The sequence below is a fragment of the Thauera aromatica K172 genome (assembly GCF_003030465.1).
Lineage (GTDB): Bacteria > Pseudomonadota > Gammaproteobacteria > Burkholderiales > Rhodocyclaceae > Thauera > Thauera aromatica.
Genome location: NZ_CP028339.1, coordinates 476720 through 501260, shown reverse-complemented (window position 1 = coordinate 501260; position 24541 = coordinate 476720). Strand labels below are relative to the sequence as shown.

The window sequence follows — 24541 nt, the reverse complement described above, 5'->3', positions numbered from 1 at the left end:
AGCGAAGCTCAGAACAAGGCGCGATAGGACACCGCGCGCAGGGCCGGATCTTCGGCGCCAAAGACATCGCTGATCACCGCCAGCAGGTCGGCCCCCGCGGCCACCAGCGCGCCGGCATTGGCGAGCGTGATGCCGCCGATCGCCGCCACCGGCAGGCCGAATTCCTGCTTCGCGCGCGCGAGCAGGGCGAACGGCGCCGGCGGCGCGTGCGGCTTGCTCACCGACGGGAACATCGCGCCGAAAGCGAGGTAGTCGGCCCCGGCCGCGGCCCCTTCGGCGGCGCGCGTCCAGTCGGCATAGCAGGTGAGGCCGAGGATGCGCCCGCGGCCGAGCGCCGCGCGCGCCGCCGCCGGCGGGCCGTCTTCGCGCCCGAGATGGGCACCGTCGGCGCCGAGTTCAAGCGCGAGGGCGAGATCGTCGTTGATGATGAAGGGCACGCCCGCCGCCCTGCACAGGGCCTGCAGGGCACGCGCCTGCACCCGGCGCAAGGCCGCCGGGGCGGTCTTGTTGCGGTACTGGAACAAGGCCGGGCGTCCCTCCAGAACCTGCTCGGCCCGAGCCAGCAGGCGGGCGGTATCGGCCTCGTCGGGGGTCAGGGCGTACAGGCCGCGCTGCAGCGCAGCAGTGTGCTCAGGCATCCTCGTCGCCCTTGCCGCGCGCCCAGAAGAAGCGGTCGGGCAGCGCCCGGCCCATGCCGACGCGGTAGGCATGGCGCAAGGTCTGCTGGGTGAATTCCTGCGCTTCGCGCACCGCTTCGGGGAGGGCCATGCCATGGGCCAGCGCGGCCGCGGCCGCGGCCCCCAGCGTCGCCCCCGCGCCGAGGAAGCGTCCCGACAGGCGCGGCCAGGCATCGGTGCGCACCACGCCGGCATCGCTGAACAAGGTGTCGACGCACTGCGGACCGTGCTCGCTGCCGCCGGTGAGGAGGATGAACTCGGCCCCCGCACCGAGCAGGCGGGCGAGCGCTTCGTCGAGTTCTCCCGCCCCCGCCGGCACGCCACCGTCATCCTCTTCGGCGTCCTCCTCAGCGCCTTCGCCCGCGCCCTCGTCCATGTCGTCGTCGGCAACGCCGGCGAGCATGCACAGCTCGCGGCGGTCGGCCACCAGCAGCGTGGTCTGAGGCAGGATCAGCTCGGCCAGCGCGACCGCGATTTCGTCGCCCGCATCGCCGAGCAGCAGCGCCGCATGGAGGGCCGGCTCAACCACCAGCGGCACCTCGGGGTAGTCGGAGAGGATTTCGGCGATCGCGGCGATGTTTTCCACGCTGCCGCAAAAGCCGAGCTTGAACGCCCGTACCGGGATGTCTTCGAGCACCGTGCGCGTCTGGAGCACCAGCAGCTCCGGCTCGGCCGGCCACACTTCATCGATCCCCCGGGTGTCGCGCACCAGCGCCGCGGTCTGCACCGGCAGCGGATGGCAGCCCATGCTGCCCAGGGTCAGCACGTCGGAGGCCAGCCCGCCGCCGGCGGTGGCGTCTCCGGCGGAAAGGCACAGCACGGCAGGCGGAGTGTCCGGAATCTCGATCGGCATGGCAGGGAAGGCGCCGCGCGGCCTGCGGCGGCAAATGGACGCTGCGGGAGGGACGCCGCGGGAGCGGGCTCGGGTTAAGATCGAGCGGATTCTACCCCCAAGTCAGGTCGAAACATGGCGGACCAGCCCTACCGAACCTATATGTGCGCGATCTGCGGCTTCATTTACGACGAAGCCGCCGGCCTCCCCGAGGAAGGCATCGCCCCCGGCACGCGCTGGGAAGAGCTTCCCTCCACCTGGACCTGCCCCGAGTGCCACGCGCGCAAGGAAGATTTCGACCTGGTCGAACTCTGACCGAGCGGCGCGGGCCCTCAACGCCGCCCCGCGCGCGCGCCTTCAGCCCTGCAGCGCGCCGGCCATGCGCGCCAGGGCCTCGTCCAGCGTCGCGCGCGGACAACCGAAGTTGATCCGGACGAAGCCCGGTGCGCCGAAGGCGGCGCCGTCCGACAGGCCGACGCCGGCCGCCTCGAAGAAGGCCGCCGGGTCGTCGACGCCGCGCGCGGCGATCAGCGCGCGGCAGTCAATCCAGCCCAGGTAGGTGGCCTCGGGCACGGCCATTTCCAGGCCCGGCATCGCCGCCACCGCGGCGAGGACGCGGTCGCGGTTGCCGCGCAGGTAGTCGAGCAGGGCCCGCCGCCAGGCGTCGCCATGGCGGTAGGCCGCCTCCGCCGCGACCATGCCGAGCACGTTGACGTGAGGCACGATGCCGCGCATCGCCTGGCGGTAGCGGCGGCGCAGCGCGGCGTCGGGAATCACCGCGAAGGCGCAGTACAGGGCCGGAATGTTCCAGGTCTTGGACGGCGCCATCAGGGTGATCGTGCGCCGCGCCACGGCCTCGTCGAGGGCGGCGATCGGGCGGTGGACACGCCCCTCGTCGAGCACCAGCCCGCAATGGATCTCGTCGGCGCAGATCAGCAGATCGTGGCGCTCGGCGAACTGCGCCAGGCGCCGCAACTCGCCGTCGTCGAACACCCGGCCCACCGGGTTGTGCGGGCTGCACAGCAGCAGCAGCCGGCTACGCGCGGTCCGCGCCGCCTCCAGCGCCGCCCAGTCCCACTCCCAGCGCCTGTCGCGCAGCACCAGTTCGCAGCGCTGGAGGACGCGCCCGGCATGGCCGGGGGCGGCGAGAAAAGGCGGATAGACCGGGGTCGCGGTCAGCACCCCGTCCCCGGCCTCGCCGGCCAGGCCGCAGGCGAGGTTGAAGCCGGTGACCACGCCCGGCAGCCACACCAGCCAGTCGGCCTCGATCGCCCAGCGGTGATCGCGCCACAGTCCCTCGACCACGGCGGCTTCGAGCGACGGCCAGGGGTCGGTGTAGCCGAACACGCCGTGGTCGATGCGCGCATGCAGGGCCGCGGCCACGGCCGGCGGCGCGGCGAAATCCATGTCCGCCACCCACAGCGGCAGCACGTCGCGGCCGGCATAACGGCCCCACTTCTCGCCCGGCTGGCTGCGGCGGTCGATGAGGCGGTCGAAGTCGAAGGACGGTTCGGAGGACGGAAGCTCGGACATGGGATAGGCGCAGGAACAGGACCGGAAGCAGGGCGGGAGAAAGAAGAACGGCAACGCGCCGCACCGCTGGCGCGCGCCCGGGAAGTGCCTCTCGAGACGCACTGCGCAGTCGCGCGGCAGCGCCCCCGAAGGGCCTACTTTACCGCGAAGCGGCCCCGGTTCCGCCTTTCCCGGCTCAGGTTTTCAACACCCCGAAGCGGGCCAGGGTGCGCAGCCGCGCCTGCGCATGGTCGACCACCGGCGCCGGGTAGTCGATCCCGATCCGGACCCCGGCGGCACGCTGCGCCGCGGCGTCCAGGGTCCACGGTGCATGCAGGAACCGGTCCGGCACCAACGCCAGTTCGGGCAGGTAGCGGCGGATGAAGCGCCCCTCCGGGTCGAAGCGCTGCGACTGCGTCACCGGGTTGAAGATGCGGAACCAGGGCTGCGCATCGCAGCCGGTGGACGCCGCCCACTGCCAGCCGCCGTTGTTGGCGGCGAGGTCGTAGTCGTTGAGCCGTGCGGCGAAATGACGCTCACCGAGGCGCCAGTGGATGCCCAGATCCTTCACCAGGAAGGACGCGGCGATCATGCGCAGGCGGTTGTGCATGTAGCCGCTCTGCTCGAGCTGGCGCATCGCCGCATCGACGATCGGATAGCCGGTGCGCGCCTCGCACCAGGCGGCCAGCAGCTCGGGCGCCTCGTCCCAGCGCAACCGCTCACATTCCGGCCGGAAGCAGCGCGTCACCACCTGCGGGTGATGCCACAGGATCATGTGGTAGAAGTCACGCCAGATCAGCTCGGACAGCCAGGCCATCGCGCCCTCGCTGCCATTGCCGCGGGCGAAGGCGGCGAGCTCGCGGATCGATACCGTGCCGAAGCGCAGGTGGGTCGACAGGTAGCTGACCCCCTTCAGCGCCGGGAAGTCGCGCGCATGGTGGTAACGGTCGAGGCGTGCGGCGAAGTCCTCGAACAGCGCACGCCCGCCGTGCATGCCCGCCGGCAGCGCCCGTTCGGACCGGCCGGCCGGCTCGAAACCGATCTCGGCGAGGGCGGGGATACGCTCGCCCGGCGCTTTCGGCGCGAGCCGGCCGGCGCGCTCGTCGATACGCCAGGCACGCAGCGCCTCGGCATCGGCGCCGAGCCGCTTCAGCCACGCGCTCCGGTACGGCGTGAACACGCTGAAAGGCCTGCCGTCCCGGGTCAGCACTTCGTCGCGTTCGAACACCACCTGGTCCTTGAAGTCGACGAAGCCGATTCCCTGCTCCGCCAGACGCTGCGCCACCCGGCTGTCGCGCTCGATCGCCGCCGGCTCGTAATCGCGGTTGGCGAAGACCGCATCGACGCCGAGCGCGGCGGCGAGCCGCGGCACGACCTCCTCGGCGCGGCCGTGGCGCACCCACAGCCCGCTGCCGCTGCCGCCGGCCCGGCGCGACAGGGCGTCGAGCGCCTGGTCGAGCTCGACCACGCTGGCATGGATGAATTCGACCCGGCGATCCCGGCGCGCCGGCAGCGCGTCGAGGATCCCGCGGTCGAACACGAACGCACAATGCACGCGCCCGGCCCGCTGCAGCGCATGGTGGAGCGCGGCATGGTCGAAATGGCGCAGATCGCGGCGAAACCAGACGAGGGCGGAAAGCATGGCGGACACCGAACGGGGACGAGCTTCAGGGGCGAGGCGGCGGCGTCGGGCTCCATCCGCGCCGGCAGGCATGCCCGTTATCCTGCCAGCACCGGCGCGGAATCGTACAGCTCATCCCCAACAAGACAGGCGATGGGCGTAAAATCGCCGCCATGGATACGCCGACGGCCAACTTCACCCACCATTTCCTGATCGCCATGCCCAACATGGCCGATCCCCACTTCGCGCGCACGCTCACCTACATCGCCGAACACAACGATCAGGGAGCCCTCGGCCTGATCATCAACCGGCCGATCGACATGACCTTGGCCGCCCTGTTCGAGCGCATCGAGCTGCCGCTGGAAGCCCCGGGTTTCGCCGGCCAGCCGGTATATTTCGGCGGTCCGGTACAGACCGACCGCGGTTTCGTGCTGCATCGCCCGATCGGCGAATGGCATTCGACGCTGAAAGTGACCGACGAAGTCGGCCTCACCAGCAGCCGCGACGTGCTCCAGGCAATCGGCGCCGGCGGCGAGCCGAAGGACGTCCTGGTCACGCTCGGCTACGCCGGCTGGGCCGCCGGCCAGCTCGAGCAGGAGCTGATGGACAACGCCTGGCTGACCGTGCCGGCCGACCTGGCGATCCTCTTCGGGCTGCCCCCGGAAGAGCGCCTGGCCGCCGCGATGCAGAAGCTGGGAGTCGATTTCGCCAACCTCAGCGAGGTCGCCGGGCATGCGTGATGCGGCCGCAGCCGCCAGCCTTTCCGCCCCACCCCGCCCCGCCGCCCTGCCCGCGCGCGGTACCGTGCTCGGTTTCGACTTCGGCCTGGCCCGCATCGGCGTCGCCACCGGCGAGCTCGAGACCGGACTCGCCAGCGCACTGACCACGATCCACGCCCCGTCGGGCGATGCCCGCTTCACCGCCATCGCCCGGCTGCTGGCCGAATGGCGCCCCGTCGCCCTGGTCGTCGGCCTTCCCGCCCATCTCGACGGCACCGGACATGAACTGAGCGCCCGCTGCCGGCGCTTCGCCAACCAGCTCCACGGCCGCTTCGGCCTGCCGGTATTCCCGATCGACGAACGCCTGAGCTCGGTCGCCGCCGACAGCGAGCTCGCCGCCGCCGGCCTCGGGCGCTGGCGCGAACGCAAGGCGGTGCTCGACGCCGCCGCCGCACGACTGATCCTGCAAACCTTCCTGGACGCCCGCCGCCATGCCAGACCTTGATGCCGAAGCCCTGTGCCGGCAGCTCGCCGCACAGATCCGCCCCCACCTCACCGCCGAGACCGCGCTGGTCGGCATCCATACCGGCGGCCTGTGGCTGGCCGAACGCCTCCACCGCGAGCTGGGCATCGTCCCCCCGCTGGGCGCGATCGACGTCTCCTTCTACCGCGACGACTATGCCAGCAAGGGCCTCCACGCCCGTCCCCAGCGCACCGGCATCCCGTTCAACGTCGATGGCACGCCGGTGATCCTGGTCGACGACGTGCTCTACACCGGCCGCACCACCCGCGCCGCCCTCAACGAACTGTTCGACTTCGGCCGCCCGGCCGCGGTCGAGCTGGCGGTGCTGGTCGACCGCGGCAACCGTGAGCTGCCGATCGCCGCGCGCTACTGCGCCTACACCCTGCCCGAAGCGCTGCCGCGCGACCAGACCCTCGAACTGCAGCGCGACGACGACGGCCGGCTCTCCCTCAAACTGACCCAGACCCAACGCTGAATCCGAGGCACGCCCGATGCGTAACCCCCAGCTCAACCAGCACGGCGAACTGCAGCACCTGCTCACCCTCGACGGCCTGCCGCGCGACATCCTCACCGCCATCCTCGACACCGCCGCGCCCTTCACCGAAGTGGCCGAACGCGAAGTCAAGAAGCTGCCGCTGTTGCGCGGCAAGAGCGTGTTCAACCTGTTCTTCGAGAACTCGACGCGCACCCGCACCACGTTCGAGATCGCCGCCAAGCGCCTGTCGGCCGACGTGGTGAACCTCAACATCAACACCAGCTCCGCAGCCAAGGGCGAGAGCCTGCTCGACACCGTCGACAACCTGTGCGCGATGCAGGCCGACATGTTCGTCGTGCGCCACGCCGCCAGCGGCGCGCCGGTGCTGATCGCGCAGCACCTGCAGGCCACCGGGCGCGACCACATCCACGTCGTCAACGCCGGCGACGGGCGCCACGCGCACCCGACCCAGGGCCTGCTCGACATGTACACCATCCGCCACTTCAAGAAGGACTTCAGCCAGTTGACGGTGGCGATCGTCGGCGATGTCCTGCACTCGCGCGTGGCGCGCAGCCAGATCGCCGCGCTGACCACGCTCGGCGTGCCCGAAGTGCGCGTGATCGGTCCCAAGACCTTGCTCCCGACCGAGGTCGAGCGCATGGGCGTGCGCGTGTTCCACGACATGCATGCCGGGCTCAGGGACGTCGACGTGGTGATGATGCTCCGCCTCCAGAACGAGCGCATGAACGGCGCGCTGCTGCCGACGCCGCAGGAGTACTACAAGGTCTGGGGCCTCACCGCGGAAAAGCTCGCCCTCGCCCGCCCCGACGCCATCGTGATGCACCCCGGGCCGATGAACCGCGGCGTCGAGATCGACTCCGCCGTGGCCGACGGCACCCAGGCGGTGATCCTGCCTCAGGTCACCTTCGGCATCGCCGTGCGCATGGCCGTCATGAGCATGCTCGGCAGCCACTGAGCCCCGGACCGCACAGGCACAAGGATTCCCCCATGAACATCGTGATTTCCAACGGCCGCGTCATCGACCCGGCCAACCGCAGCGACGCGGTGCACAACGTCTATATCGCCGGCGGCAAGATCGTCGCCCTCGGCCGCGCACCCGACGGTTTCGCCGCCGAGCGCACGATCGACGCCGGCGGTCTGGTCGTCGCCCCCGGCTTCATCGACCTCGCCGCGCGCCTGCGCGAGCCCGGCTACGAATACCGCGCCACACTCGAGTCCGAGATGGAAGCGGCGATGGCCGGCGGCGTCACCAGCCTGGCGATCCCGCCCGACACCGACCCCGCGCTCGACGAGCCCGGCCTGGTCGAGATGCTCACCTACCGCGCAAAGAAGCTCAACCGCGCCCACATCTACCCGGTCGGCGCGTTGACGCTGGGCCTGAAGGGCGAGCGCCTGTCGGAGATGGCCGAACTGGTCGAGGCCGGCTGCGTGGCGTTCAGCCAGGCCAACGTCCCCATCATCGACACCTCGGTGCTGATGCGCGCGCTGCAGTACGCCGCCACGTTCGGCTTCCGCGTCTGGCTGCAGCCGCTTTCCCCCTTCCTGTCGCGCGGCGGCAACGCCCACGACGGCGAGGTCGCCAGCCGCCTCGGCCTGGCCGGGATCCCGGTCGCGGCCGAAACGGTGGCGCTGTACACCTACCTCGAACTGGCCAGAATCACCGGCGCGCGGCTGCACATCACCCGCCTGTCGTCGGCCGCCGGCCTCGCCCTGATCGAACAGGCCCGCGCCGACGGCATGGACGTGAGCTGCGACGTGTCGATCAACCACGTCCATCTGTGCGACATGGACATCGGCTACTTCAACGCCAACTGCCACCTCGTGCCGCCGCTGCGCAGCCAGCGCGACCGCGAGGCACTCGCCCGCGGCCTGGCCGAAGGCCGCATCAACGCGCTGTGCTCGGACCACACGCCGGTGGACGACGACGGCAAGCAGGCGCCGTTCGCAGAAGCCGAACCGGGCGCCACCGGCCTCGAGCTGCTCCTGCCACTGACCCTGAAGTGGGCCGCGGACGCCGGCCTGCCGCTGCTCGACGGCCTCGCCCGCATCACCTCGGACGCAGCGAAGATCGTCGGCATCACCAAGGCCGGGCACCTGTCGGTCGGCGCACGCGCCGACCTCTGCGTGTTCGACCCCGCCGCCCACGTCGCCATCACCCGCAACCACCTGCGCAGCCAGGGCAAGAACACGCCTTTCCTCGGGCTGGAGCTGCCCGGCAAGGTGCATTACACCCTGGTCGAAGGCCAGGTGATGTTCGGCGGCTGAGCACTGCGGGCCGGAGGCACCCGGCCGGATCATGGCGCGGCGCGGGCGCTATACTCGGGCGCATCGAGTCTTGCACCGGGAGAGGATGCAGCCATGGGCCTGGCACTTCGCGACATGCAGCACCACACCTACGCCGACTACCTCGCGTGGCCGGAGGGCGTGCGCTACGAACTGATCGACGGCATCGCCTACGCAATGGCGCCGGCGCCGCTGCGGGTGCATCAGGAGCTCCTGCTGGAGCTCGCCTCGCAGACGCGCAACGCCCTCGAAGGCCGCCCCTGCCGCCCCTGCCGCCCCTTCATCGCCCCCTTCGACGTCCGCCTGCCGCGTGCCGACGAGGCCGATCGCGACATCGACACCGTGGTCCAGCCCGACCTCGTGGTCGTCTGCGACCGCGCCAAGCTCGACGAGCGCGGCTGCCGCGGCGCGCCGGACTGGGTGGTGGAGATCCTGTCGCCCTCGACCGCCGGCCACGACCTCATCGTCAAGCGCCGCCTGTACGAGCGCGTCGGCGTGCGCGAGTACTGGCTGGTGCATCCGGTCGACCGCATCGTCACCGTCTACCACCAGCAGGGCGGCGGCTTCGGTGCACCCGATATCTACGAGCTGAAGGAAACGCTCGCCGTCGGCATCCTGCCCGAGGTGGTGATCGACTGGGAACGCGCGCTGCAGAACGTCGGCTGAAGCCCTTCAGGCACCGAACAGCAGCGGCGCGAAGCTGCCGCGCACGCCGGCGAGCACCATCAGCACGATCTGCAGCACCAGCAGCAGCACCAGCGGCGACAGGTCGACGTTGGCGATGCTCGGGATCACCCGGCGGAAAGGGCGCAGGAAGGGTTCGGCCAGCCCGTGCAGCACCGGCGCCAGCGGCGCATGCGGACTGACCCAGGACAGCACCGCCGAACCGAGCACGACCGCGATCAGCAGATACACCATCATCCGCAGCAGCTCGATCAGGCCGACCCCGGCGAGCCCGGCCGCGACCGCAGCGGCATTGCCGCTGAACGCCGCGCCGCGCAGGCTCAGTTCGAACGCCACCAGCAGCACCTGCACCAGCCAGGCCGGCAGCAGGCTCGCCAGGTCGAGGCCGAACACTCCGGGGACGAAGCGGCGCAGCAGCCGCACGACCCAGTCGGTGGTGGTGACAACGAACTGGCCGAGCTGGTTGCGGAAGGAAATCCGCTGCCACTGCATGTAGAAGCGCGCCAGCAGCATCAGGGTGAGGAAGCTGGCGGCGACGTCGAGGATCAGCAGAAGGATGTTGGCCAGCATCGCTCAGTCCCTGCCGAGTTCGGCGCCCAGCGCCCGGCCGCGCGCCGCGGCAGCGTGCACCGCGGTGACCAGCTCGTCGTGCCAGCCGGCCGCCGCCAGGCTGGCCAGGGCGGCCTCGGTGGTGCCCCCTTTCGAGGTCACGTTCTGACGCAGCACCGCCGGCGCATCCTCGGAGCCTGCCGCCAGCCGTGCCGCACCGAGCACGGTGTCGATCGCCAGCCGGCGGGCGCCGGCCTCGTCGAAGCCGAGCGCGCGTCCGGCCGCCTCCAGCGCCTCGATGAAATGGAACACGTAGGCCGGGCCGCTGCCCGAGATCGCCGTCACCGCGTCCATTTGTTCCTCGTCGTCGGTCCACACCGTACTGCCGACTGCGGCGAGGATGCGCCCGGCGGCCGCACGCCCGGCGGCATCCACCGAGGGGTCGGCATACAGGCCGGTGACGCCGGCACCGATCAGCGCCGGCGTGTTGGGCATGCAGCGCACCAGCCGGGTGTAGGGCGCACCCGGCGCCCCCAGCCAGCGTCCGAGGTCGGCCAGGCGCAGGCCGGCGGCGATGCTGATCACGAGCTGGTTCGACAGCCGGCCGGCAAGCGGGGCGAGCGCTGCCTTCATCTGCTGCGGCTTGACCGCCAGCACCAGCGCGTCGCAGGCGAGCGCGGTGGCGTCGGCGGCGGCCACCGCACGCACGCCGAAACGCGCCGTCAGGCGCTCGCGGCCTTCGGCCCCGAGCTCGATGACCTGAATGCCGGCTGCGGCGAAGCCGCGTTCGAGCAGGCCACCGATGAGGGCGGAGGCCATGTTGCCGCCGCCGAGAAAAGTGATGTTCATGAATACCCTTGTCGATGGAATGCCGTGCCCCCGCGGCCGCGGACGCTCAGGCAGATTCGGAAGCGGCGAGCGCGGGACGCCCGCCGAAGATCGCCGTGCCCACGCGCACGATGGTCGCGCCTTCGGCGACCGCGGGCTCGATGTCGTGGGACATGCCCATCGACAAGGTGTCGAGCGCCAGCCCTTGCCCACCGAGACCAACCAGGCGCGCCCGCAACAGTGCAAAGCGCGCCCGCAGCAGTGCCGGATCCTCGCTCGGCTCGGGAATGCACATCAGCCCGCGCAGGCGCAGCCGTGGCAGCACCGCGACCGCGTGGGCGAGCGCATCCAGCTCGTCCGGCGACACCCCGCTCTTGCTCGCTTCACCGCTGACATTGACCTGAATGCAGACGTTGAGGGGCGGCCGATGGACATCGCGCTGCGCCGACAGGCGCTCGGCGATCTTCAGGCGGTCGATGCTGTGCACCCAGTCGAAGGTACCGGCCACCGCACGCGTCTTGTTGCTCTGCAGCGGGCCGATGAAGTGCCATTCCAGGCCCAGGCCGCGCAGCGCCTCGGCCTTGGCGACGCCTTCCTGCACATAGTTCTCGCCGAACGCGCGCTGGCCGGCGGCCGCTGCCTCCCGCACCGCGTCGGCGGGCCAGGTCTTGCTCACCGCCAGCAGGGCGATTTCGTCCGGGGCGCGGCCCGCCGCCGCCGCGGCGGCGGCCAGCCGTGCCCGCACGGCCTGCAGCCGTTGCGCAATGCTTGTCATGCTTATGGCCTTTTTGTTAGGAAAACCGCGCAAAAAGTATAGCATTGCGCAGTCGCCCCCTTTCCCGCCCCCTTCCCGGCCTCCTTTCCCGCCCGCAGCCATCCGCACGAAGCCATGGACATCACCGAACTGCTCGCTTTCGCCGTCAAGAACAAGGCCTCCGACCTCCACCTCTCGGCCGGCCTGCCGCCGATGATCCGCGTCCATGGCGACGTGCGCCGCATCAACCTGCCGCCGATGGAGCACAAGGAAGTGCACGACATGGTGTATGACATCATGAACGACGCCCAGCGCAAGCAGTTCGAGGAGAGCTGGGAGTGCGACTTCTCCTTCGCCGTGCCCAACCTCGCCCGCTTCCGCGTCAACGCCTTCAACCAGAACCGCGGCGCGGGCGCGGTGTTCCGCACCATCCCGACGAAAGTGCTGTCCCTCGAAGAGCTCAACAGCCCGAAGATCTTCAAGGACATCGCCAGCCAGCCGCGCGGCATCGTGCTCGTCACCGGGCCGACCGGCTCGGGCAAATCGACTACGCTCGCGGCGATGGTCGACTACGTGAACGAAAACAACTACGGCCACATCCTCACCGTCGAGGACCCGATCGAATTCGTCCATGAATCGAAGCGCTGCCTGATCAACCAGCGCGAAGTGCACCGCGACACGATGTCGTTCAACAACGCCCTGCGCGCGGCGCTGCGCGAAGACCCCGACGTCGTCCTGGTGGGCGAGATGCGCGACCTCGAGACCATCCGCCTCGCCCTCACCGCCGCCGAGACCGGCCACCTGGTGTTCGGCACCCTGCACACTTCGTCGGCGGCGAAGACCATCGACCGCATCGTCGACGTCTTTCCCGCCGCCGAAAAGGACATGGTCCGCTCGATGCTTTCGGAATCGTTGCGGGCGGTAATCTCGCAGACCCTGCTCAAGACCAAGGACGGTGCCGGCCGGGTCGCGGCGCACGAGATCATGATCGGCACTCCGGCGATCCGCAACCTGATCCGCGAAAACAAGATCGCCCAGATGTATTCGTCGATCCAGACCGGCCAGAACGTCGGCATGCAGACGCTGGACCAGTGCCTGGCCGACCTTGTCCGGCGCAACATCGTGTCGGCGGCCGAGGCCCGGGTGAAGGCGCAGAACAAGGATAACTTCGCCGGCTGACGGCCCAGGAAGGAACTCGACCATGGAACGCGACCAGTCCCTCAAGTTCATGCACGACCTGCTGCGGCTGATGCTGCAGAAGAACGGCTCGGACCTGTTCATCACTGCGGGCTTTCCGCCGGCGATCAAGATCGACGGCCGCATCGTGCCGCAATCGAACCAGCTGCTGCAGCCCCAGCACACCGCCGAACTGGCGCGCGCAGTGATGAGCGACCGCCAGGCGGCCGAATTCGAAACGCACAAGGAATGCAATTTCGGCATCTCGCCCGCCGGCATCGGCCGCTTCCGTGCCAACGCCTACATCCAGCAGGGCAAGGTCGGACTGGTGTTGCGCACGATCCCGCAGCGCATTCCCGGTTTCGACGAGCTCGGCCTGCCGCCGGTGCTGCGCGACATCGCCCTGGCCCAGCGCGGGCTGGTGATCTTCGTCGGCGGCACCGGCACCGGCAAGACCACGTCACTGGCCTCGATGGTCGATTTCCGCAACGAGAACACCTACGGCCACATCATCACGGTCGAAGACCCGATCGAGTTCGTCCATGCGCACAAGAACTGCATCGTCTCCCAGCGCGAAGTCGGTATCGACACCGAGTCCTGGGAAGCGGCGCTGAAGAACACCCTGCGCCAGGCGCCCGACGTCATCCTGATGGGCGAGATCCGCGACCGCGAGACGATGGACTACGCCATCGCCTTCGCCGAGACCGGCCATCTGTGCCTGGCCACGCTGCATGCCAACAGCGCCAACCAGGCGATCGACCGGATCATCAACTTCTTCCCGGAAGACCGCCGCCAGCAGCTGCTGATGGACCTGTCGCTGAACCTGCGCGCGATCGTCTCCCAGCGCCTGCTGCCGCTGAAGGAGCGCAAGGGCCGGGTTCCGGCGGTGGAGATCCTGCTCAACTCGCCGCTGATCGCCGACCTCGTGTTCAAGGGCAACATTCCCGAGATCAAGGAAATCATGAAGCGCTCGCGTGAGCTGGGCATGCAGACGTTCGACCAGGCCCTGTTCGGGCTCTACGAGGACGGTCGGATCAGCTACGAAGACGCGCTGCGCAACGCCGACTCGGTCAACGATCTGCGCCTGCAGATCAAGCTCCACAGCAAGCACGGCGACCACGACGTCAGCAGCGGCATCCACAACCTCGACATCGTCTGAGCCCGGCCGGCGGTCGCCGCCGCGGGCCGCCGTCAGCGCGCGGCCGCCTCGTCGCCGCCCTTGCGCCGGTTGCTGCCGGCAACCATGCGGTACTCGTACAGCCGGCACTCGAGCGCGCCGTTGAACAGCGGCGTGCGCCGGGTCGCTTTCAGCCCGATCCGCTTCGGCAGCTCGGGGTCGGCGGTGAGGAAGTAGCAGCGCCAGCCGCCCCAGCGCTGCTTGAGCGCATCGCCCAGCCGCGGATAGAAGGTGGCGAGCTCCTCGGCCTCGCCCAGACGCACGCCGTAGGGCGGGTTGGCGACCATCACCCCTTCGGCCGCGGGCGGGGTGCGCTCGAGCAGGTCGGCGCGATCGAGGCGGACGCAGTCGGCCAGCCCGGCCGCATCGAGGTTGACCCGGCTGCGCCGCACCCACTCGCCGACGATGTCCGAGCCGAACAGCGGCAGCACCCGCGGCGCCTGGCGGCGGCTTTCGGCCGCGCGCCGGACCGCCGCCCAGGTGCTGCGCTCGTGGTGGCGGAAGCGCTCGAAGCCGAACCGCCGCCCCAGGCCGGGAGCGATGTCGAGCGCGATCATCGCGGCCTCGATGAGGAAGGTGCCGCTGCCGCACATCGGGTCGAGCAGCGTTTCGCCGGGCGTCCACCCGGACAGGCGCAGGATGCCGGCGGCGAGGTTCTCCTTCAGCGGCGCCTCCACCGCGGCCGGCTTGAAGCCGCGCTTGTACAGCGGCTCGCCGGAAGTGTCGATGTACAGGGTGGCGGTGTCTGCGGTCAGGAACAGGTGGATGCGCACCGCCGGATTCGCGGTATCGACGCTCGGCCGCTGCCCGGCGACGGTGCGGAAATGGTCGCAGACCGCGTCCTTGACCCGCAGGGTGATGAACTCCAGGCTCTTCAGCGGGGATTTCTGCGCGGTGACGTAGATGCGGATCGTGTCGTCGGCGGTGAACCACTTCGCCCAGGTCACGCTGTAGGCGAGCTTGTAGATGTCGACCTCGGCGCGGTAGCGCCCCTGCGCCACCCGCCACATCACCCGGGTGGCGAGCCGGCTTTCCAGATTCGCGCGCTGGCAGGCCGCCCAGTCTCCCTCCCAGCTCACGCCGCCGTGCAGCGGCTGCACCCGGCCTGCGCCGAAGCGGCCCAACTCTTCCGCCAGCAGGGTTTCGAGCCCGCGCGGGCAGGGAGAAAAAAACGTTTCGGCCATCGACGGCTCCGCCCCAGAAAAGAACGGGCATTGTACCGCCCGCTGCGGGCACCGTTTTCGCGCCGCACAAAAAACGCGGCCCTGCCCGGAACGAGTCCGAGCAGGGCCGAATCACCCGGGCCGAGGGAGGGAGGGAGAAAGGACGGCCGGGGTGGACAACAAGGCGCCCGGAGCGCGCTCAGGAGCGGCCCGGTTTGCCGCTTTTGGCCTCCTGGTACCAGAGTTCGTGGTGCTCCTTCGCCCAGGTTTCGTCGACGAAGCCGGTGCGCATCGCCCGGTAGGCCCCCTCCATGCCGACCGTGCCCATGTAGATGTGACCGAAGGACAGCGCCAGCAGGACGATCGCAGCGACCGCATGGACCACGTTCGCCGTCTGCATGTCACTGCGCTCCCAGCCGTAGTTCGGAAAGTCCATCACCAGCCCGGAAACCACCACGATCAGCCCGAGCAGGGTGACGCCGATCCAGAACCAGGTCTTCTCGCCGAAGTTGAAGCGCCCCGAAGGCACGTGTTCGCCGCCGAACAGACCGCCGGCGCGGCGGATCCACACCCCATCGACCGCCTGCCAGAAGTTGTCGCGCACGAAGGTGAGGATCATCAGCACGATGAACACGCCGAACAGCGGCCCGACGTAGTTGTGCACCAGCTTGCCCGCGGTCAGCACCCCGCCCAGCGCGCCATGGCCCAGGACCGGCAACAGCACGTGCTTGCCGAACAGGATCGCCAGCCCGGTCACCGCCAGCAGCACGAAGCTGATCGCGGTACCCCAGTGCACGAAGCGCTCGAAGCCGGAAAAGCGCTTCACGGTCCGCCCGCTCGGCGTTCCGTGCAGCTTCATCGCCCCCCTCACCAGCCAGAACAGCAGGATCGCCGCCGGCACCAGAATCAGCAGCCAGCCGCCGTAGCGGGTGATCGGGCCGTTGCGCAGCTGGCGCCAGGTATTGCCTTCGCTCTGGATCAGCACCGCGGTCTCGGGCCCGCGCACCGTGGTCAGGTGCGCTTCGCCCGAGCGCACCGCCCGCCACACCGGCGCATTGTTGAGCGGGCGCTCGACCTGGCGCTGGGCCTGCTCGGCGGCCGAACTGCCGGGCGGCGGCTCGGCCGCCTGCAACGGCAGGGCCGCCGCCCACAGCAGCACGAGCAGCAGCGCGGCGAACACCCCGCCCCCCTGGCTCCGCATGAAGAAGTTCCTCATGGCGCTCTCCTTACTCGATGCGGTTGTACTCGGACTGGTTGCGCCCGCGATTCTTCAGCGCCTTCTCCCAGGCTTCGCGGTCGCCGTTGAACGACGGCCCTTCCCATGGCCGGGTATCGGCCTTGCCCTGGTAGCGGCCCTGCTCGTACACGGTGACCTGCGGCGACTCGCCACAGGCCGCCAGCCCCAGGGCGGCCACCGCCGCCAGCGCGGCGATGTTCAGCCGCCTCGTCGTCCTCGCGCTCATGACTGCCCCTCCCGCTTGCGTTCACGCTTTTGCTCACCGCCGCCATAGGCGGCATCCCAGCCCCACACTTCGGCGCCGCCGCCGCGGCGCAGCACGCGCTCGCGGAAGATGTCGGCAACCATTGCCGCGTCGCCGGCGAGCAGCGCCTTGGTCGAGCACATCTCGGCGCACAGCGGCAGCTTGCCTTCGGCCAGGCGGTTCGAGCCGTACTTCTCGTACTCGGCCTGGGAGCCGGTCTGCTCGGGACCGCCGGCGCAGAAGGTGCACTTGTCCATCTTGCCGCGCGCGCCGAACGCCGCCGGGCCGTTGGGGAACTGCGGCGCGCCGAACGGACAGGCGTAGAAGCAGTAGCCGCAGCCGATGCAGCCGTCCTTGTCGTGGAGCACCACCCCTTCCTCGGTGCGGTAGAAGACGTCGGTCGGGCACACCGCCATGCACGGCGCGTCGGTGCAGTGCATGCAGGCGACCGAAATCGAACGCTCGCCGGGCACGCCGTCGTTCATCGTCACCACCCGGCGCCGGTTCACGCCCCACGGCACTTCGTGCTCGTTCTTGCATGCGGTGACGCAGCCGTTGCATTCGATGCAGCGCTCGGCGTCACAGAGGAATTTCATCCGTCCCATCTCGTTCTCCCTTTCTTACGCTTTGGTGACGCGGCACAGGGTGGTCTTGGTCTCCTGCATCATCGTCACCGCGTCGTAGCCGTAAGTGGTGGCGGTGTTGACCGCCTCACCGCGCACGATCGGTGCCGCCCCCTCGGGGTAGTGCTCGAGCATGTCCTTGCCCTGCCACCAGCCGGAGAAGTGGAAGGGCAGGAACACCGTGCCCGGCGCCACGCGCTGGGTGACCTGGGCGCGCACCTTGAGCTTCGCCTTGGTCGGCGACTCGACCCAGATGTAGTCGCCGTTGCGGAAACCGGCGTCGTTGGCGTCCTTCGGGTTCACTTCGGCGAACATCTCCTGCTGCAGTTCGGCGAGCCAGGGATTGGAGCGCGTCTCCTCGCCGCCGCCCTCGTACTCGACGAGGCGCCCCGAAGTCATCACCAGCGGATATTCGCGGGAGATGTCGGCGAGTTTTTCCTGCATCGACTTGTACAGCGTCGGCAGGCGCCAGAACTTCATCTTGTCATCGTGGGTCGGGTACTTCGCCACCAGGTCGGGGCGCGGCGAGTAGATCGGCTCGCGGTGCTGCGGAATCGGGTCGGGGAAGTTCCACACCAGCGCACGCGCCTTCGCATTGCCGAACGGATGCATGCCGTGGTTCTTCATCGCGACGCGGATGATCCCGCCCGAGGAGTCGGTCTTCCAGTTTTTGCCTTCGGCGGCGGCCTTCTCGGCGTCGGTCAGTTCGTCCCACCAGCCCAGCTTCTTCAGCAGCACGTGGTCGAACTCGGGGTAGCCCATCTGGATCTCGGCGCCCTTCGACGCCGAGCCTTCGCCGGCGAGCAGGGACACGCCGTCCTTCTCGACGCCGAAGTTGGCGCGGAAGTTGCCACCGCCCTCCATCACGTGCTTGGAAGTGTCGTACAGGTTGGGCGTGCCCGGATGCTTCATCTCCGGGGTGCCGTAGCACGGCCAGGGCAGGCCGAAGTACTCGCCGTCGCAGGGGCCGCCGACCGCGCGCAAGGTCTTCACGTCGAAGGTGTGCATGTTCTTCATGTGCAGCTTCAGGCGCTCCGGCGACTGCCCGGTGTAGCCGATCGTCCACGTGCCGCGGTTGATCTCACGCAGGGTGTCGGCCATGTCCGGCTCGTCCCAGCCCTGGGCGTCCTTGACCAGCTTGATGTTCTTGACGAACTCGTCGGCCCAGCCGAACTTCCTGGCGAAGGCATACATGATGGTGTGGTCGGGCCTGGACTCGAACAACGGCTCGATGACCTTCTCGCGCCACTGCAGCGAGCGGTTCGAGGCCGTCGCCGAGCCCTCGGTCTCGAACTGGGTGCACGCCGGCAGCAGGTAGACGCCGTCCTTGCGCACCATCGCCGCCATGCCCGCGGTCGCCGACGGGTAGGGGTCGATCACCACCAGGGTATCGAGCGCTTTCATCGCCTCGACCATCTCCGCGCCGCGGCTCTGCGAGTTCGGCGCATGGCCCCAGTACACCACCGCGCGCAGGTTGCCCGCGGGCTGGTCGATCACGGCCTTGTCCTCGAGCACGCCGTCGATCCAGCGCGACACGGTGATGCCGGACTTTTCCATCAGCTCCTGCGAGACGTAGCGGCTCTTGACCCACTCGTAGTCCACGCCCCACACGCTGCACCAGTGCTTCCACGACCCCGCGGCAAGGCCGTAGTAGCCGGGCAGCGAATCCGGGTTGGGGCCGATGTCGGTCGCCCCCTGGACGTTGTCATGGCCGCGGAAGATGTTCGCCCCGCCGCCCGAGGTGCCGATGTTGCCGAGCGCGAGCTGGACGATGCAGGAGGCGCGCACCATCGCATTGCCGATCGAGTGCTGGGTCTGGCCCATGCACCAGACGATCGTGGACGGGCGGTTCTCCGCCATCGTGCGCGCGGCCAGCAGCATCTGGTCCTCGGGTACGCCGCAGGCTTCCTCGACCTTGTCCGGGGTCCATTTCGCCAGCACCTCCTCGCGCACCTTGTCCATGCCGAAGACGCGGTCGTCGATGTACTTCCGGTCCTCCCAGCCGTTCTGGAAGATGTGGTAGAGCAGGCCGAACAGGAAGGGCACGTCGGTGCCGGAGCGGATGCGGATGTACTGGTGGGCCTTGGCTGCGGTGCGGGTGAAGCGCGGGTCGACGACGATCATCTTGGCGCCGTTTTCCTTGGCGTGCAGGATGTGCATCATCGACACCGGGTGGGCCTCGGCGGCGTTGGAGCCGATGAACAGCATCGCCTTCGCGTTCTGCATGTCGTTGTACGAGTTCGTCATCGCCCCGTAGCCCCAGGTGTTCGCTACTCCCGCCACCGTGGTGGAGTGGCAGATGCGCGCCTGGTGGTCGCAGTTGTTGGTGCCCCAGAAGGACACGAACTTGCGCAGCAGGTAGGACTGCTCGTTGTTGTGCTTGCTCGAGCCGATCCAGTACACCGCATCCGGGCCGGATTCCTCGCGGATCTTCAGCAGGCGGTCGCCCACTTCGGTGATCGCCTGCTCCCAGCTGATCCGCTGATATTTGCCGTCGACCAGCTTCATCGGGTATCTCAGGCGGTGTTCGCCGTGGCCGTGCTCGCGGATCGCCGCCCCTTTCGCGCAGTGCGCGCCGAGGTTGATCGGTGAGTCGAACACCGGCTCCTGGCCTACCCAGACGCCGTTCTCGACCACCGCGTCGATCGCGCAGCCGACCGAGCAGTGGGTGCACACCGTGCGCTTCACCTCGGCCTGGCCGCTGCCGCGCGCCGCGGCCGGCGCCGCGGCTTCGGCCGTAGCGATCAGGTTGTACGGCAGCTGGACGGCCAGCGCGCCGGCGCCGACACCCAGTCCGGAACGCTTCAGGAACGCACGGCGGTCCAGGGTCCGGCCGAAATGGCCGACGGCGGCCCCGCCCTGGCGGCGGGCGACGCTCGACGCCGCACTCGCAGTCTTCTTCGTCAACATGCTGGGGTCCTCCTCAGAGCCGCGCCGTGCGGTAGTAGTTGCGCCGGTGGGCGCTGTCGCCCTGTCCGCCCGCGGTGCTGCGTGCAGCCTCCACCGCCGCCGCACCGCCGGGCACGGCCTGGCTCGCTGCCGCGGCCAGCGCCGCGGCACCGGCAGCGCCGCCGGCACCGGCCGCCATCAGGAAATTCCGCCGGGACAATTTCAGTTTCTCGTCTTTCATCCTCGCTCTCCCCATCGACAAACAGGCATGGCCGAAGCCATTCCGGACCGCATCGACACTGCAGCGCACCGCCACGGCGCACTGCCCGCAAACACATCGACCCGCAGCACCTCCAACCCCGCATCCAACCACTAGGCGGGCGCCTCCAGCAGCTCGAACGCGGCGCGCTCGACATCGAGGAAGGCCTGCAGCAGACCACCGGCCTTCGCGTAGAAATCAGCCTCCGGCGCCTGCGTCAGAGCCTGCGCCAGACGGGCGTACCAGGGGGCCAGATGACGGCCGAAAAACCGCCGCTGGCGAGCGAGCCCGGCCGCATCGGGCCCGCTGACGACCAGGTGGCGCATCACTTCGGCGAGCGCGGCGACGTGATCCTCGGTTTCGGCCACCCCCTGGCGCCGCGCCAGGCCCAGTTCGGCCAGGTCGGCGCGCAACGCGGCGAGCGGTGCTTCCTGCAGGAAGCCGCTCAGGTACCAGGAACCATTGGCGATCACCCGCGGCTTGCCGACGCTGACGAAGAGCGCATCGAACTCGTCACGGACGGCCTGCGGCGACCGCGCCTGCGCGGCGCCGCCGAGTGCCGCCCAGGCCGACGGCAGCGCGCCCTCGGCGGCGCCGAGCGTGCGCCCGACCTGGGCGAGGGCGGCAAGCAGGGCCGCATCGGGCGCGGCGTGGAAAATACGGGCGAGCACGGCATAGTGCTCGGCACGGGCGCAGTCCTCGGCGGAGAGGCCGGGCGGGGGCTGAAGCTCGGTCACGGCGTTCATTCGGTGAGATCCCAGGCGTTGACGGCGGAACCCGTCTGCATCATGTCAATCACCCGGCAGTCGCCGCACATGCGCAGGCGGGCGCGTTCGGCCTCGGTCGCGAACATGGCGTGGGCGGACAGGCGGGCGACCATCGATTCGATCAGCGGCGCAGCGCCCATCGCCTTGCCGCAGCGCGTGCAGTGGAACGTCTCGGCCGCGCGCAGGGTGTGCGCATGGCGGGCTTCGTCACCGAGCAGCAGGCGCGCCTCGAGGCCGAGCGCACCCTCCGGGCAGGACGCGACGCACAGCCCGCACTGCAGGCAATTCTTCTCGACGAATTCGAGGCGGAAGCCGTCGCTCGCGGCGCGCAGCGCGCCTGCCGGACAGGCGCCGGTACAGGCCATGCACAAGGTACAGGCGTCGGTCGCGCACACCTGGCCGAAAGGCGCCCCGGCCCCGAGGGCGATCGCCGCCGGCAAGCCGGCGTCCGAACCCGCCGCCGGAGCCTGCGCGACGAGATGGCGCAGCGCCAGGTCGAGCGTCTCGCGCTTTTTCGGCAGCAGGCGGAAACGTGCCGGCGAGCCGACAGCGGCTGCCGGCGCCCAGCCCCACAACGCGGCTTCGAGCCCCGGCCAGTGCTCGGCGTCATCGGCATCGATGATGCGCAGGTGTTCGCCGGCGTAGCCGAGGGCACTGAGGATGGTCTGGCCGTGGCCGGCCTGCGCCTTCAGCGGCGCGGTGTCGTGGCTGCCGGCGGCGAGCACCGCCACCTGGCAGGCGCCCAGCGCGAGGCTGCCGAGCATCAGGTCGAGGCCGACCGCGTCCGCGCTCCACACCTCGACCGGAATCACCCGCGCCGGCAGGCCGCGGCCACGGCGGGCGAGGCGGTCGATCACCGCACCACCCGCCGTGGCCGCGTAGAACAGCAGGCAGGCCACCTCGCCGCCGGCGCGCGCGTACTCCGCGAGCAGGGTCTTCACCCGCAGGCCGAGTTCGGCCACCGGCGGGTACTGGAAGCCGAGCGCCCCCGAAGGGCACACCGTGGTGCAGGTGCCGCAGCCTTTGCACAGATAGGGATCGAGCGCGATCACATCGCCATCGGCGCGGATCGCCTCGGTCGCGCACACTTCAATGCAGTTCGTACACCCGGTCTTGCGCGATCGAGCGTGGGCGCACAAGGCGGCCTCGAAAGCGACGTAGCGCGGCTTGTCGAACTCGCCCACGAGTTCGCCGAGGGCCTGTACCGCGAGCGCCTGGGCGAAGGGGTCGCGCCCCGGCGCGGCATAACCGTCGGGCAGTTCGACGCGCCGGAGCAGGGGCTCGGCGCAGAGGTCGAGCACCAGGTCGAAGCGCTCGCTGCGCCTCACGTCCCGGCGCGCGAAGTCGATCGCGCCGATCTCGCCGCAGGCCGCCACACAGGCGCGGTGGCCGCGACATTGGTCGGCATCGACCTGCAGATCGAAGCCGATCGCCCCTTCCGGACAGGCCCTGACACAGGCGTTGCAGCGCACGCACAGGGCGAGATCGATCGGGTTGCGCTGCTCCCAGCTCAGCTCGAAGGCGCCCAGATGGCCGGACAGCGCCAGCGGCCGCCCCGACCACAGCGGATACGCATTCACTGCCGGCAGTTCGACGTCCCCCACCCGTCCGGTGATCAGCAGCGCAGGCTCGAAGCTGTCTTTCAGCCGCTCGGCCCAGCCCAGCGCCGCGCCCGCCTCGCCGACGATCAGCAGGCGGCGCCCGGCGCGCAGCTGCACTCCGGGCAGCGGCGCGGGTTCGGCCAGCGCGCTCGCGGCGGCGATCAGCGCGGCAAGCTTGGGCGTGGCCTGCGCCGACTCGGCCGACCAGCCGGCGTGCTCGCGCAGGTTGAAGAGGTGGAGGCGTTCGCCCGCGCCCTGGACCTCGGCGAGTTCCCCGAACAATGCCGCCTCCTGGGTACAGGAAACGAAGACCTCGCGGCCGGCGGCGAGATCGGCATCCACGACCGCCAGTTCAGCGCCGCACAAGGCGTGGTGGCATGTGAACGCCGCCGCGGTGGCGGCCAGGCGTTCGGCATCGATGGCGAAACTGCGGTTGCAGTCGCACAGACGGACTCCCGGAGCGGAGGCGGCGCCGGAACCGGCGCTCGGGCTCCGGCCGGAAGCCGGATCGGAAACGGGGGGAACAGGGGGGTCGTCGTGCATGGGCGATTCCACGGGTTTTGTCGGTTCAAGCATTACGCAAGGCAAGTTCTAAAAAACCGGGCAGCGCAAAGATCCTTTCGGCTCCACGCCTGCCGGAGCTCATCCGCTCGCCTGCGGCACGTCGTCGCCGGCGCCGGATGCGGATGCGTCCGCGACACCGGACGCGGCAGGTTCTGGCGCGGCGGCTGCCTGCGCCTCGTCGTCCGGCTGCGCGGCGGGAAGTTCTCGCGGCTCGGCGGCGCGCAGCCACTCGCGCGCATGCCTGAGCCTGGCCATCGCTTCCGGAGCGATCGGATCGGGCTGCGAATAGTCGTCGATATAGATGTCCAGCCCGTCCATGCGGTTGAAATGAGGGTCGGAAAAAAGCGTGTGCAGGGCCTGACGGCGCAGCGCCTCACCGACTTCCGCCTTCAGGAAGACGCTGAAATCGGAGGCCAGCGACAGCTCCTCGAGCGGCGGCAAGGCACTGTCGGCACGGTTGCCGGCCGACGCTTCGCGGGCGGGATCGGCAGCGCCCGCTCCGGCACCGGCCTCGGCAGGTTGCGCGAGGGCAAGGTCCGCAGGCGCTCCCGGGGCGGCCCGCGGCGGGGTCTCGGAGGGCGCCGCGGCCGCGACCGTGGCGAGCTTGCGCCGCGACCAGCGCGACAGGAAACCGTCCGCGCTCACCGGGTTGCCCTCCTGTCGCAACGCACCCCCTTCTCCGGGGGAAGGGGGTGCTGCCCTGCGGGCGGCTGGGCGGGCGCGCTCACGCCTGCCCTCCAGAGGCCACCCGGTCCTCGGCCAAGGGGTCGTTGCGCCTGACTTTCCGGCGCGGTTCCGGGCGGTAATGGGCATTGACGAATTCACCCACCCAGTCGGCGACTTCGCGCGACATCGGCACGCCATCGACCTGCTCGCCCGCATCCAGCCAGCGCGCCGCCTCGCCATAGCTCACCGACACCGCCGCCGGCAGCGCCAGTTCGCCCTCCCGGCGCCACATCACGAACACTTTGGGCACCGGTGCGCTGAGATTGCTGAAATAGTTTTCCGCCTCGTCGCGGAACAGCTCAAGGGCGAAACCGCCCACCCGCCACTGTGCGCGCCCGGTCTCGGCGACGATCTGGCGCGGTGCGGGATCGACCTCCGCGAACGCCGGCACCACGCCCACCGCCTCCCAGGCCTCATCGACCCAGAGGTTGTCGAGGCGGCGACGCTCCATGACCACCGCAATCGGAAACTCCCTCATCGCGTTTCACCCCATGTAAAACGGGCGCACACAAGATGCCCATCGAACGGCGACGACACGTATGTTTCATGAAGCATAGGTTGTCGACGCGCTTTTTGCGATGGGGGATTCCGCTAACGCCCGGCACCGGGTGTCCGCACGCCGCCATCCCGCTACAAT

The 24541-nt window shown here is 69.8% G+C and carries 26 protein-coding genes; 9 read left to right on the top strand and 17 right to left on the bottom strand.

What is annotated here, in order from left to right; all coding sequences use genetic code 11:
* Positions 1-8: 8 nt before the first annotated feature.
* Together thiE and thiD are read right to left on the bottom strand one after the other, a co-directional pair.
* Positions 9-638, bottom strand: coding sequence for a thiamine phosphate synthase (thiE, locus tag Tharo_RS02445; protein ID WP_107219854.1), 630 nt, complete (start codon positions 636-638; stop codon positions 9-11).
* Positions 631-1530, bottom strand: coding sequence for a bifunctional hydroxymethylpyrimidine kinase/phosphomethylpyrimidine kinase (gene thiD, locus Tharo_RS02440; protein ID WP_211309650.1), 900 nt, complete (start codon positions 1528-1530; stop codon positions 631-633). The genes thiE and thiD overlap by 8 nt, the downstream gene beginning before the upstream one ends.
* 141 nt (positions 1531-1671) lie before the next feature.
* Between thiD and Tharo_RS02435 the strand changes: the two genes are divergently transcribed.
* Positions 1672-1824 (top strand): rubredoxin, encoded by a 153-nt coding sequence (locus Tharo_RS02435; RefSeq protein ID WP_342749597.1) that lies wholly within the window; start codon positions 1672-1674, stop codon positions 1822-1824.
* 42 nt (positions 1825-1866) lie between these two features.
* Here the strand turns inward: Tharo_RS02435 and Tharo_RS02430 are convergent, their stop codons facing one another.
* Positions 1867-3042: a MalY/PatB family protein gene (locus Tharo_RS02430; RefSeq protein WP_107219852.1), complete on the bottom strand. Its 1176-nt coding sequence runs from the start codon at positions 3040-3042 to the stop codon at positions 1867-1869.
* 175 nt (positions 3043-3217) lie between these two features.
* Positions 3218-4663, bottom strand: a complete 1446-nt coding sequence (locus Tharo_RS02425; RefSeq protein ID WP_107219851.1) for a cryptochrome/photolyase family protein — start codon at positions 4661-4663, stop codon at positions 3218-3220.
* Positions 4664-4815: 152 nt separating this feature from the next.
* Between Tharo_RS02425 and Tharo_RS02420 the strand changes: the two genes are divergently transcribed.
* From Tharo_RS02420 to Tharo_RS02395, 6 genes are all read left to right on the top strand, one after another.
* Positions 4816-5382 (top strand): YqgE/AlgH family protein, encoded by a 567-nt coding sequence (locus tag Tharo_RS02420; protein ID WP_107219850.1) that lies wholly within the window; start codon positions 4816-4818, stop codon positions 5380-5382.
* Positions 5375-5866 carry a Holliday junction resolvase RuvX gene (gene ruvX / locus Tharo_RS02415; protein WP_107219849.1) on the top strand — a complete coding sequence of 164 codons (492 nt, stop codon included), beginning with the start codon at positions 5375-5377 and terminating at the stop codon, positions 5864-5866. The genes Tharo_RS02420 and ruvX overlap by 8 nt, the downstream gene beginning before the upstream one ends.
* Entirely contained in the window at positions 5853-6359 is a 507-nt protein-coding gene (gene pyrR / locus Tharo_RS02410; RefSeq protein ID WP_107219848.1) for a bifunctional pyr operon transcriptional regulator/uracil phosphoribosyltransferase PyrR, read from the top strand. The genes ruvX and pyrR overlap by 14 nt, the downstream gene beginning before the upstream one ends.
* A gap of 16 nt (positions 6360-6375) precedes the next feature.
* The gene (locus Tharo_RS02405) at positions 6376-7335 is read left to right on the top strand and encodes an aspartate carbamoyltransferase catalytic subunit (RefSeq protein WP_107219847.1); all 960 of its coding nucleotides are present in this window, start codon (positions 6376-6378) and stop codon (positions 7333-7335) included.
* Between the two features lie 32 nt (positions 7336-7367).
* Positions 7368-8645 (top strand): dihydroorotase, encoded by a 1278-nt coding sequence (locus Tharo_RS02400; protein ID WP_107219846.1) that lies wholly within the window; start codon positions 7368-7370, stop codon positions 8643-8645.
* A 93-nt stretch (positions 8646-8738) separates the two neighbouring features.
* Entirely contained in the window at positions 8739-9329 is a 591-nt protein-coding gene (locus Tharo_RS02395) for a Uma2 family endonuclease (RefSeq protein ID WP_107219845.1), read from the top strand.
* 6 nt (positions 9330-9335) lie between these two features.
* On the opposite strand, the gene Tharo_RS02390 is transcribed toward Tharo_RS02395, so the two are convergent.
* The 3 genes from Tharo_RS02390 to Tharo_RS02380 are packed head-to-tail and all read right to left on the bottom strand — an operon-like array spanning position 9336 to position 11499.
* Complete coding sequence (locus Tharo_RS02390; protein ID WP_107219844.1) at positions 9336-9917, bottom strand: YggT family protein; 582 nt, start codon at positions 9915-9917, stop codon at positions 9336-9338.
* A 3-nt stretch (positions 9918-9920) separates the two neighbouring features.
* Positions 9921-10745 (bottom strand): pyrroline-5-carboxylate reductase, encoded by an 825-nt coding sequence (gene proC, locus Tharo_RS02385; RefSeq protein WP_107219843.1) that lies wholly within the window; start codon positions 10743-10745, stop codon positions 9921-9923.
* Between the two features lie 46 nt (positions 10746-10791).
* Positions 10792-11499 carry a YggS family pyridoxal phosphate-dependent enzyme gene (locus tag Tharo_RS02380; protein WP_107219842.1) on the bottom strand — a complete coding sequence of 236 codons (708 nt, stop codon included), beginning with the start codon at positions 11497-11499 and terminating at the stop codon, positions 10792-10794.
* Between the two features lie 114 nt (positions 11500-11613).
* Here Tharo_RS02380 and Tharo_RS02375 point away from each other — a divergent pair, with 114 nt between their 5' ends.
* The gene (locus tag Tharo_RS02375) at positions 11614-12657 is read left to right on the top strand and encodes a type IV pilus twitching motility protein PilT (protein ID WP_107219841.1); all 1044 of its coding nucleotides are present in this window, start codon (positions 11614-11616) and stop codon (positions 12655-12657) included.
* A gap of 22 nt (positions 12658-12679) precedes the next feature.
* The gene (locus tag Tharo_RS02370) at positions 12680-13813 is read left to right on the top strand and encodes a PilT/PilU family type 4a pilus ATPase (protein WP_107219840.1); all 1134 of its coding nucleotides are present in this window, start codon (positions 12680-12682) and stop codon (positions 13811-13813) included.
* A gap of 32 nt (positions 13814-13845) precedes the next feature.
* On the opposite strand, the gene Tharo_RS02365 is transcribed toward Tharo_RS02370, so the two are convergent.
* The 10 genes from Tharo_RS02365 to Tharo_RS02320 form a co-directional block, all read right to left on the bottom strand.
* Positions 13846-15015 carry a THUMP domain-containing class I SAM-dependent RNA methyltransferase gene (locus Tharo_RS02365; protein WP_107219839.1) on the bottom strand — a complete coding sequence of 390 codons (1170 nt, stop codon included), beginning with the start codon at positions 15013-15015 and terminating at the stop codon, positions 13846-13848.
* Positions 15016-15193: 178 nt separating this feature from the next.
* On the bottom strand, positions 15194-16210 hold the full coding sequence (locus Tharo_RS02360) for a formate dehydrogenase subunit gamma (protein ID WP_245880981.1): 1017 nt from the start codon (positions 16208-16210) through the stop codon (positions 15194-15196).
* A gap of 10 nt (positions 16211-16220) precedes the next feature.
* Entirely contained in the window at positions 16221-16457 is a 237-nt protein-coding gene (locus Tharo_RS02355; RefSeq protein ID WP_107219838.1) for a hypothetical protein, read from the bottom strand.
* Positions 16454-17080 carry a formate dehydrogenase FDH3 subunit beta gene (gene fdh3B, locus Tharo_RS02350; RefSeq protein WP_107219837.1) on the bottom strand — a complete coding sequence of 209 codons (627 nt, stop codon included), beginning with the start codon at positions 17078-17080 and terminating at the stop codon, positions 16454-16456. Before fdh3B ends, Tharo_RS02355 begins: the two co-directional genes overlap by 4 nt.
* Positions 17081-17095: 15 nt before the next feature.
* Positions 17096-20008, bottom strand: a complete 2913-nt coding sequence (locus Tharo_RS02345; protein ID WP_107219836.1) for a formate dehydrogenase subunit alpha — start codon at positions 20006-20008, stop codon at positions 17096-17098.
* A 13-nt stretch (positions 20009-20021) separates the two neighbouring features.
* Positions 20022-20228, bottom strand: a complete 207-nt coding sequence (locus Tharo_RS02340; protein ID WP_107219835.1) for a hypothetical protein — start codon at positions 20226-20228, stop codon at positions 20022-20024.
* A gap of 131 nt (positions 20229-20359) precedes the next feature.
* A complete protein-coding gene (locus Tharo_RS02335; RefSeq protein ID WP_107219834.1) occupies positions 20360-20992 on the bottom strand; it encodes a TorD/DmsD family molecular chaperone in 633 nt (210 codons plus the stop codon).
* Positions 20989-23157, bottom strand: a complete 2169-nt coding sequence (locus Tharo_RS02330; protein ID WP_107219833.1) for a 4Fe-4S dicluster domain-containing protein — start codon at positions 23155-23157, stop codon at positions 20989-20991. Before Tharo_RS02330 ends, Tharo_RS02335 begins: the two co-directional genes overlap by 4 nt.
* A gap of 99 nt (positions 23158-23256) precedes the next feature.
* Positions 23257-23823 (bottom strand): DUF3306 domain-containing protein, encoded by a 567-nt coding sequence (locus Tharo_RS02325; protein ID WP_245880980.1) that lies wholly within the window; start codon positions 23821-23823, stop codon positions 23257-23259.
* Between the two features lie 79 nt (positions 23824-23902).
* Positions 23903-24382, bottom strand: a complete 480-nt coding sequence (locus Tharo_RS02320; RefSeq protein ID WP_107219831.1) for a DUF3305 domain-containing protein — start codon at positions 24380-24382, stop codon at positions 23903-23905.
* Positions 24383-24541 lie beyond the last annotated feature (159 nt).

Excerpts from the sequence above, each read along its gene's own strand:
- pyrR (WP_107219848.1), top strand. The coding sequence starts at position 5,853 with ATGCCAGACCTTGATGCCGAAGCCCTGTGCCGGCAGCTCGCCGCACAG.
- Tharo_RS02435 (WP_342749597.1), top strand. The coding sequence starts at position 1,672 with ATGTGCGCGATCTGCGGCTTCATTTACGACGAAGCCGCCGGCCTCCCC.
- Tharo_RS02330 (WP_107219833.1), bottom strand. The coding sequence starts at position 23,157 with ATGCACGACGACCCCCCTGTTCCCCCCGTTTCCGATCCGGCTTCCGGC.
- Tharo_RS02375 (WP_107219841.1), top strand. The coding sequence starts at position 11,614 with ATGGACATCACCGAACTGCTCGCTTTCGCCGTCAAGAACAAGGCCTCC.
- Tharo_RS02380 (WP_107219842.1), bottom strand. The coding sequence starts at position 11,499 with ATGACAAGCATTGCGCAACGGCTGCAGGCCGTGCGGGCACGGCTGGCC.
- Tharo_RS02390 (WP_107219844.1), bottom strand. The coding sequence starts at position 9,917 with ATGCTGGCCAACATCCTTCTGCTGATCCTCGACGTCGCCGCCAGCTTC.
- ruvX (WP_107219849.1), top strand. The coding sequence starts at position 5,375 with ATGCGTGATGCGGCCGCAGCCGCCAGCCTTTCCGCCCCACCCCGCCCC.
- Tharo_RS02400 (WP_107219846.1), top strand. The coding sequence starts at position 7,368 with ATGAACATCGTGATTTCCAACGGCCGCGTCATCGACCCGGCCAACCGC.
- Tharo_RS02425 (WP_107219851.1), bottom strand. The coding sequence starts at position 4,663 with ATGCTTTCCGCCCTCGTCTGGTTTCGCCGCGATCTGCGCCATTTCGAC.
- Tharo_RS02430 (WP_107219852.1), bottom strand. The coding sequence starts at position 3,042 with ATGTCCGAGCTTCCGTCCTCCGAACCGTCCTTCGACTTCGACCGCCTC.
- proC (WP_107219843.1), bottom strand. The coding sequence starts at position 10,745 with ATGAACATCACTTTTCTCGGCGGCGGCAACATGGCCTCCGCCCTCATC.
- Tharo_RS02360 (WP_245880981.1), bottom strand. The coding sequence starts at position 16,210 with ATGAGGAACTTCTTCATGCGGAGCCAGGGGGGCGGGGTGTTCGCCGCG.
- Tharo_RS02420 (WP_107219850.1), top strand. The coding sequence starts at position 4,816 with ATGGATACGCCGACGGCCAACTTCACCCACCATTTCCTGATCGCCATG.
- Tharo_RS02345 (WP_107219836.1), bottom strand. The coding sequence starts at position 20,008 with ATGTTGACGAAGAAGACTGCGAGTGCGGCGTCGAGCGTCGCCCGCCGC.
- Tharo_RS02370 (WP_107219840.1), top strand. The coding sequence starts at position 12,680 with ATGGAACGCGACCAGTCCCTCAAGTTCATGCACGACCTGCTGCGGCTG.
- Tharo_RS02405 (WP_107219847.1), top strand. The coding sequence starts at position 6,376 with ATGCGTAACCCCCAGCTCAACCAGCACGGCGAACTGCAGCACCTGCTC.
- Tharo_RS02395 (WP_107219845.1), top strand. The coding sequence starts at position 8,739 with ATGGGCCTGGCACTTCGCGACATGCAGCACCACACCTACGCCGACTAC.
- Tharo_RS02365 (WP_107219839.1), bottom strand. The coding sequence starts at position 15,015 with ATGGCCGAAACGTTTTTTTCTCCCTGCCCGCGCGGGCTCGAAACCCTG.
- fdh3B (WP_107219837.1), bottom strand. The coding sequence starts at position 17,080 with ATGGGACGGATGAAATTCCTCTGTGACGCCGAGCGCTGCATCGAATGC.
- Tharo_RS02335 (WP_107219834.1), bottom strand. The coding sequence starts at position 20,992 with ATGAACGCCGTGACCGAGCTTCAGCCCCCGCCCGGCCTCTCCGCCGAG.
- Tharo_RS02340 (WP_107219835.1), bottom strand. The coding sequence starts at position 20,228 with ATGAAAGACGAGAAACTGAAATTGTCCCGGCGGAATTTCCTGATGGCG.
- thiE (WP_107219854.1), bottom strand. The coding sequence starts at position 638 with ATGCCTGAGCACACTGCTGCGCTGCAGCGCGGCCTGTACGCCCTGACC.
- Tharo_RS02355 (WP_107219838.1), bottom strand. The coding sequence starts at position 16,457 with ATGAGCGCGAGGACGACGAGGCGGCTGAACATCGCCGCGCTGGCGGCG.
- Tharo_RS02320 (WP_107219831.1), bottom strand. The coding sequence starts at position 24,382 with ATGAGGGAGTTTCCGATTGCGGTGGTCATGGAGCGTCGCCGCCTCGAC.
- thiD (WP_211309650.1), bottom strand. The coding sequence starts at position 1,530 with ATGCCGATCGAGATTCCGGACACTCCGCCTGCCGTGCTGTGCCTTTCC.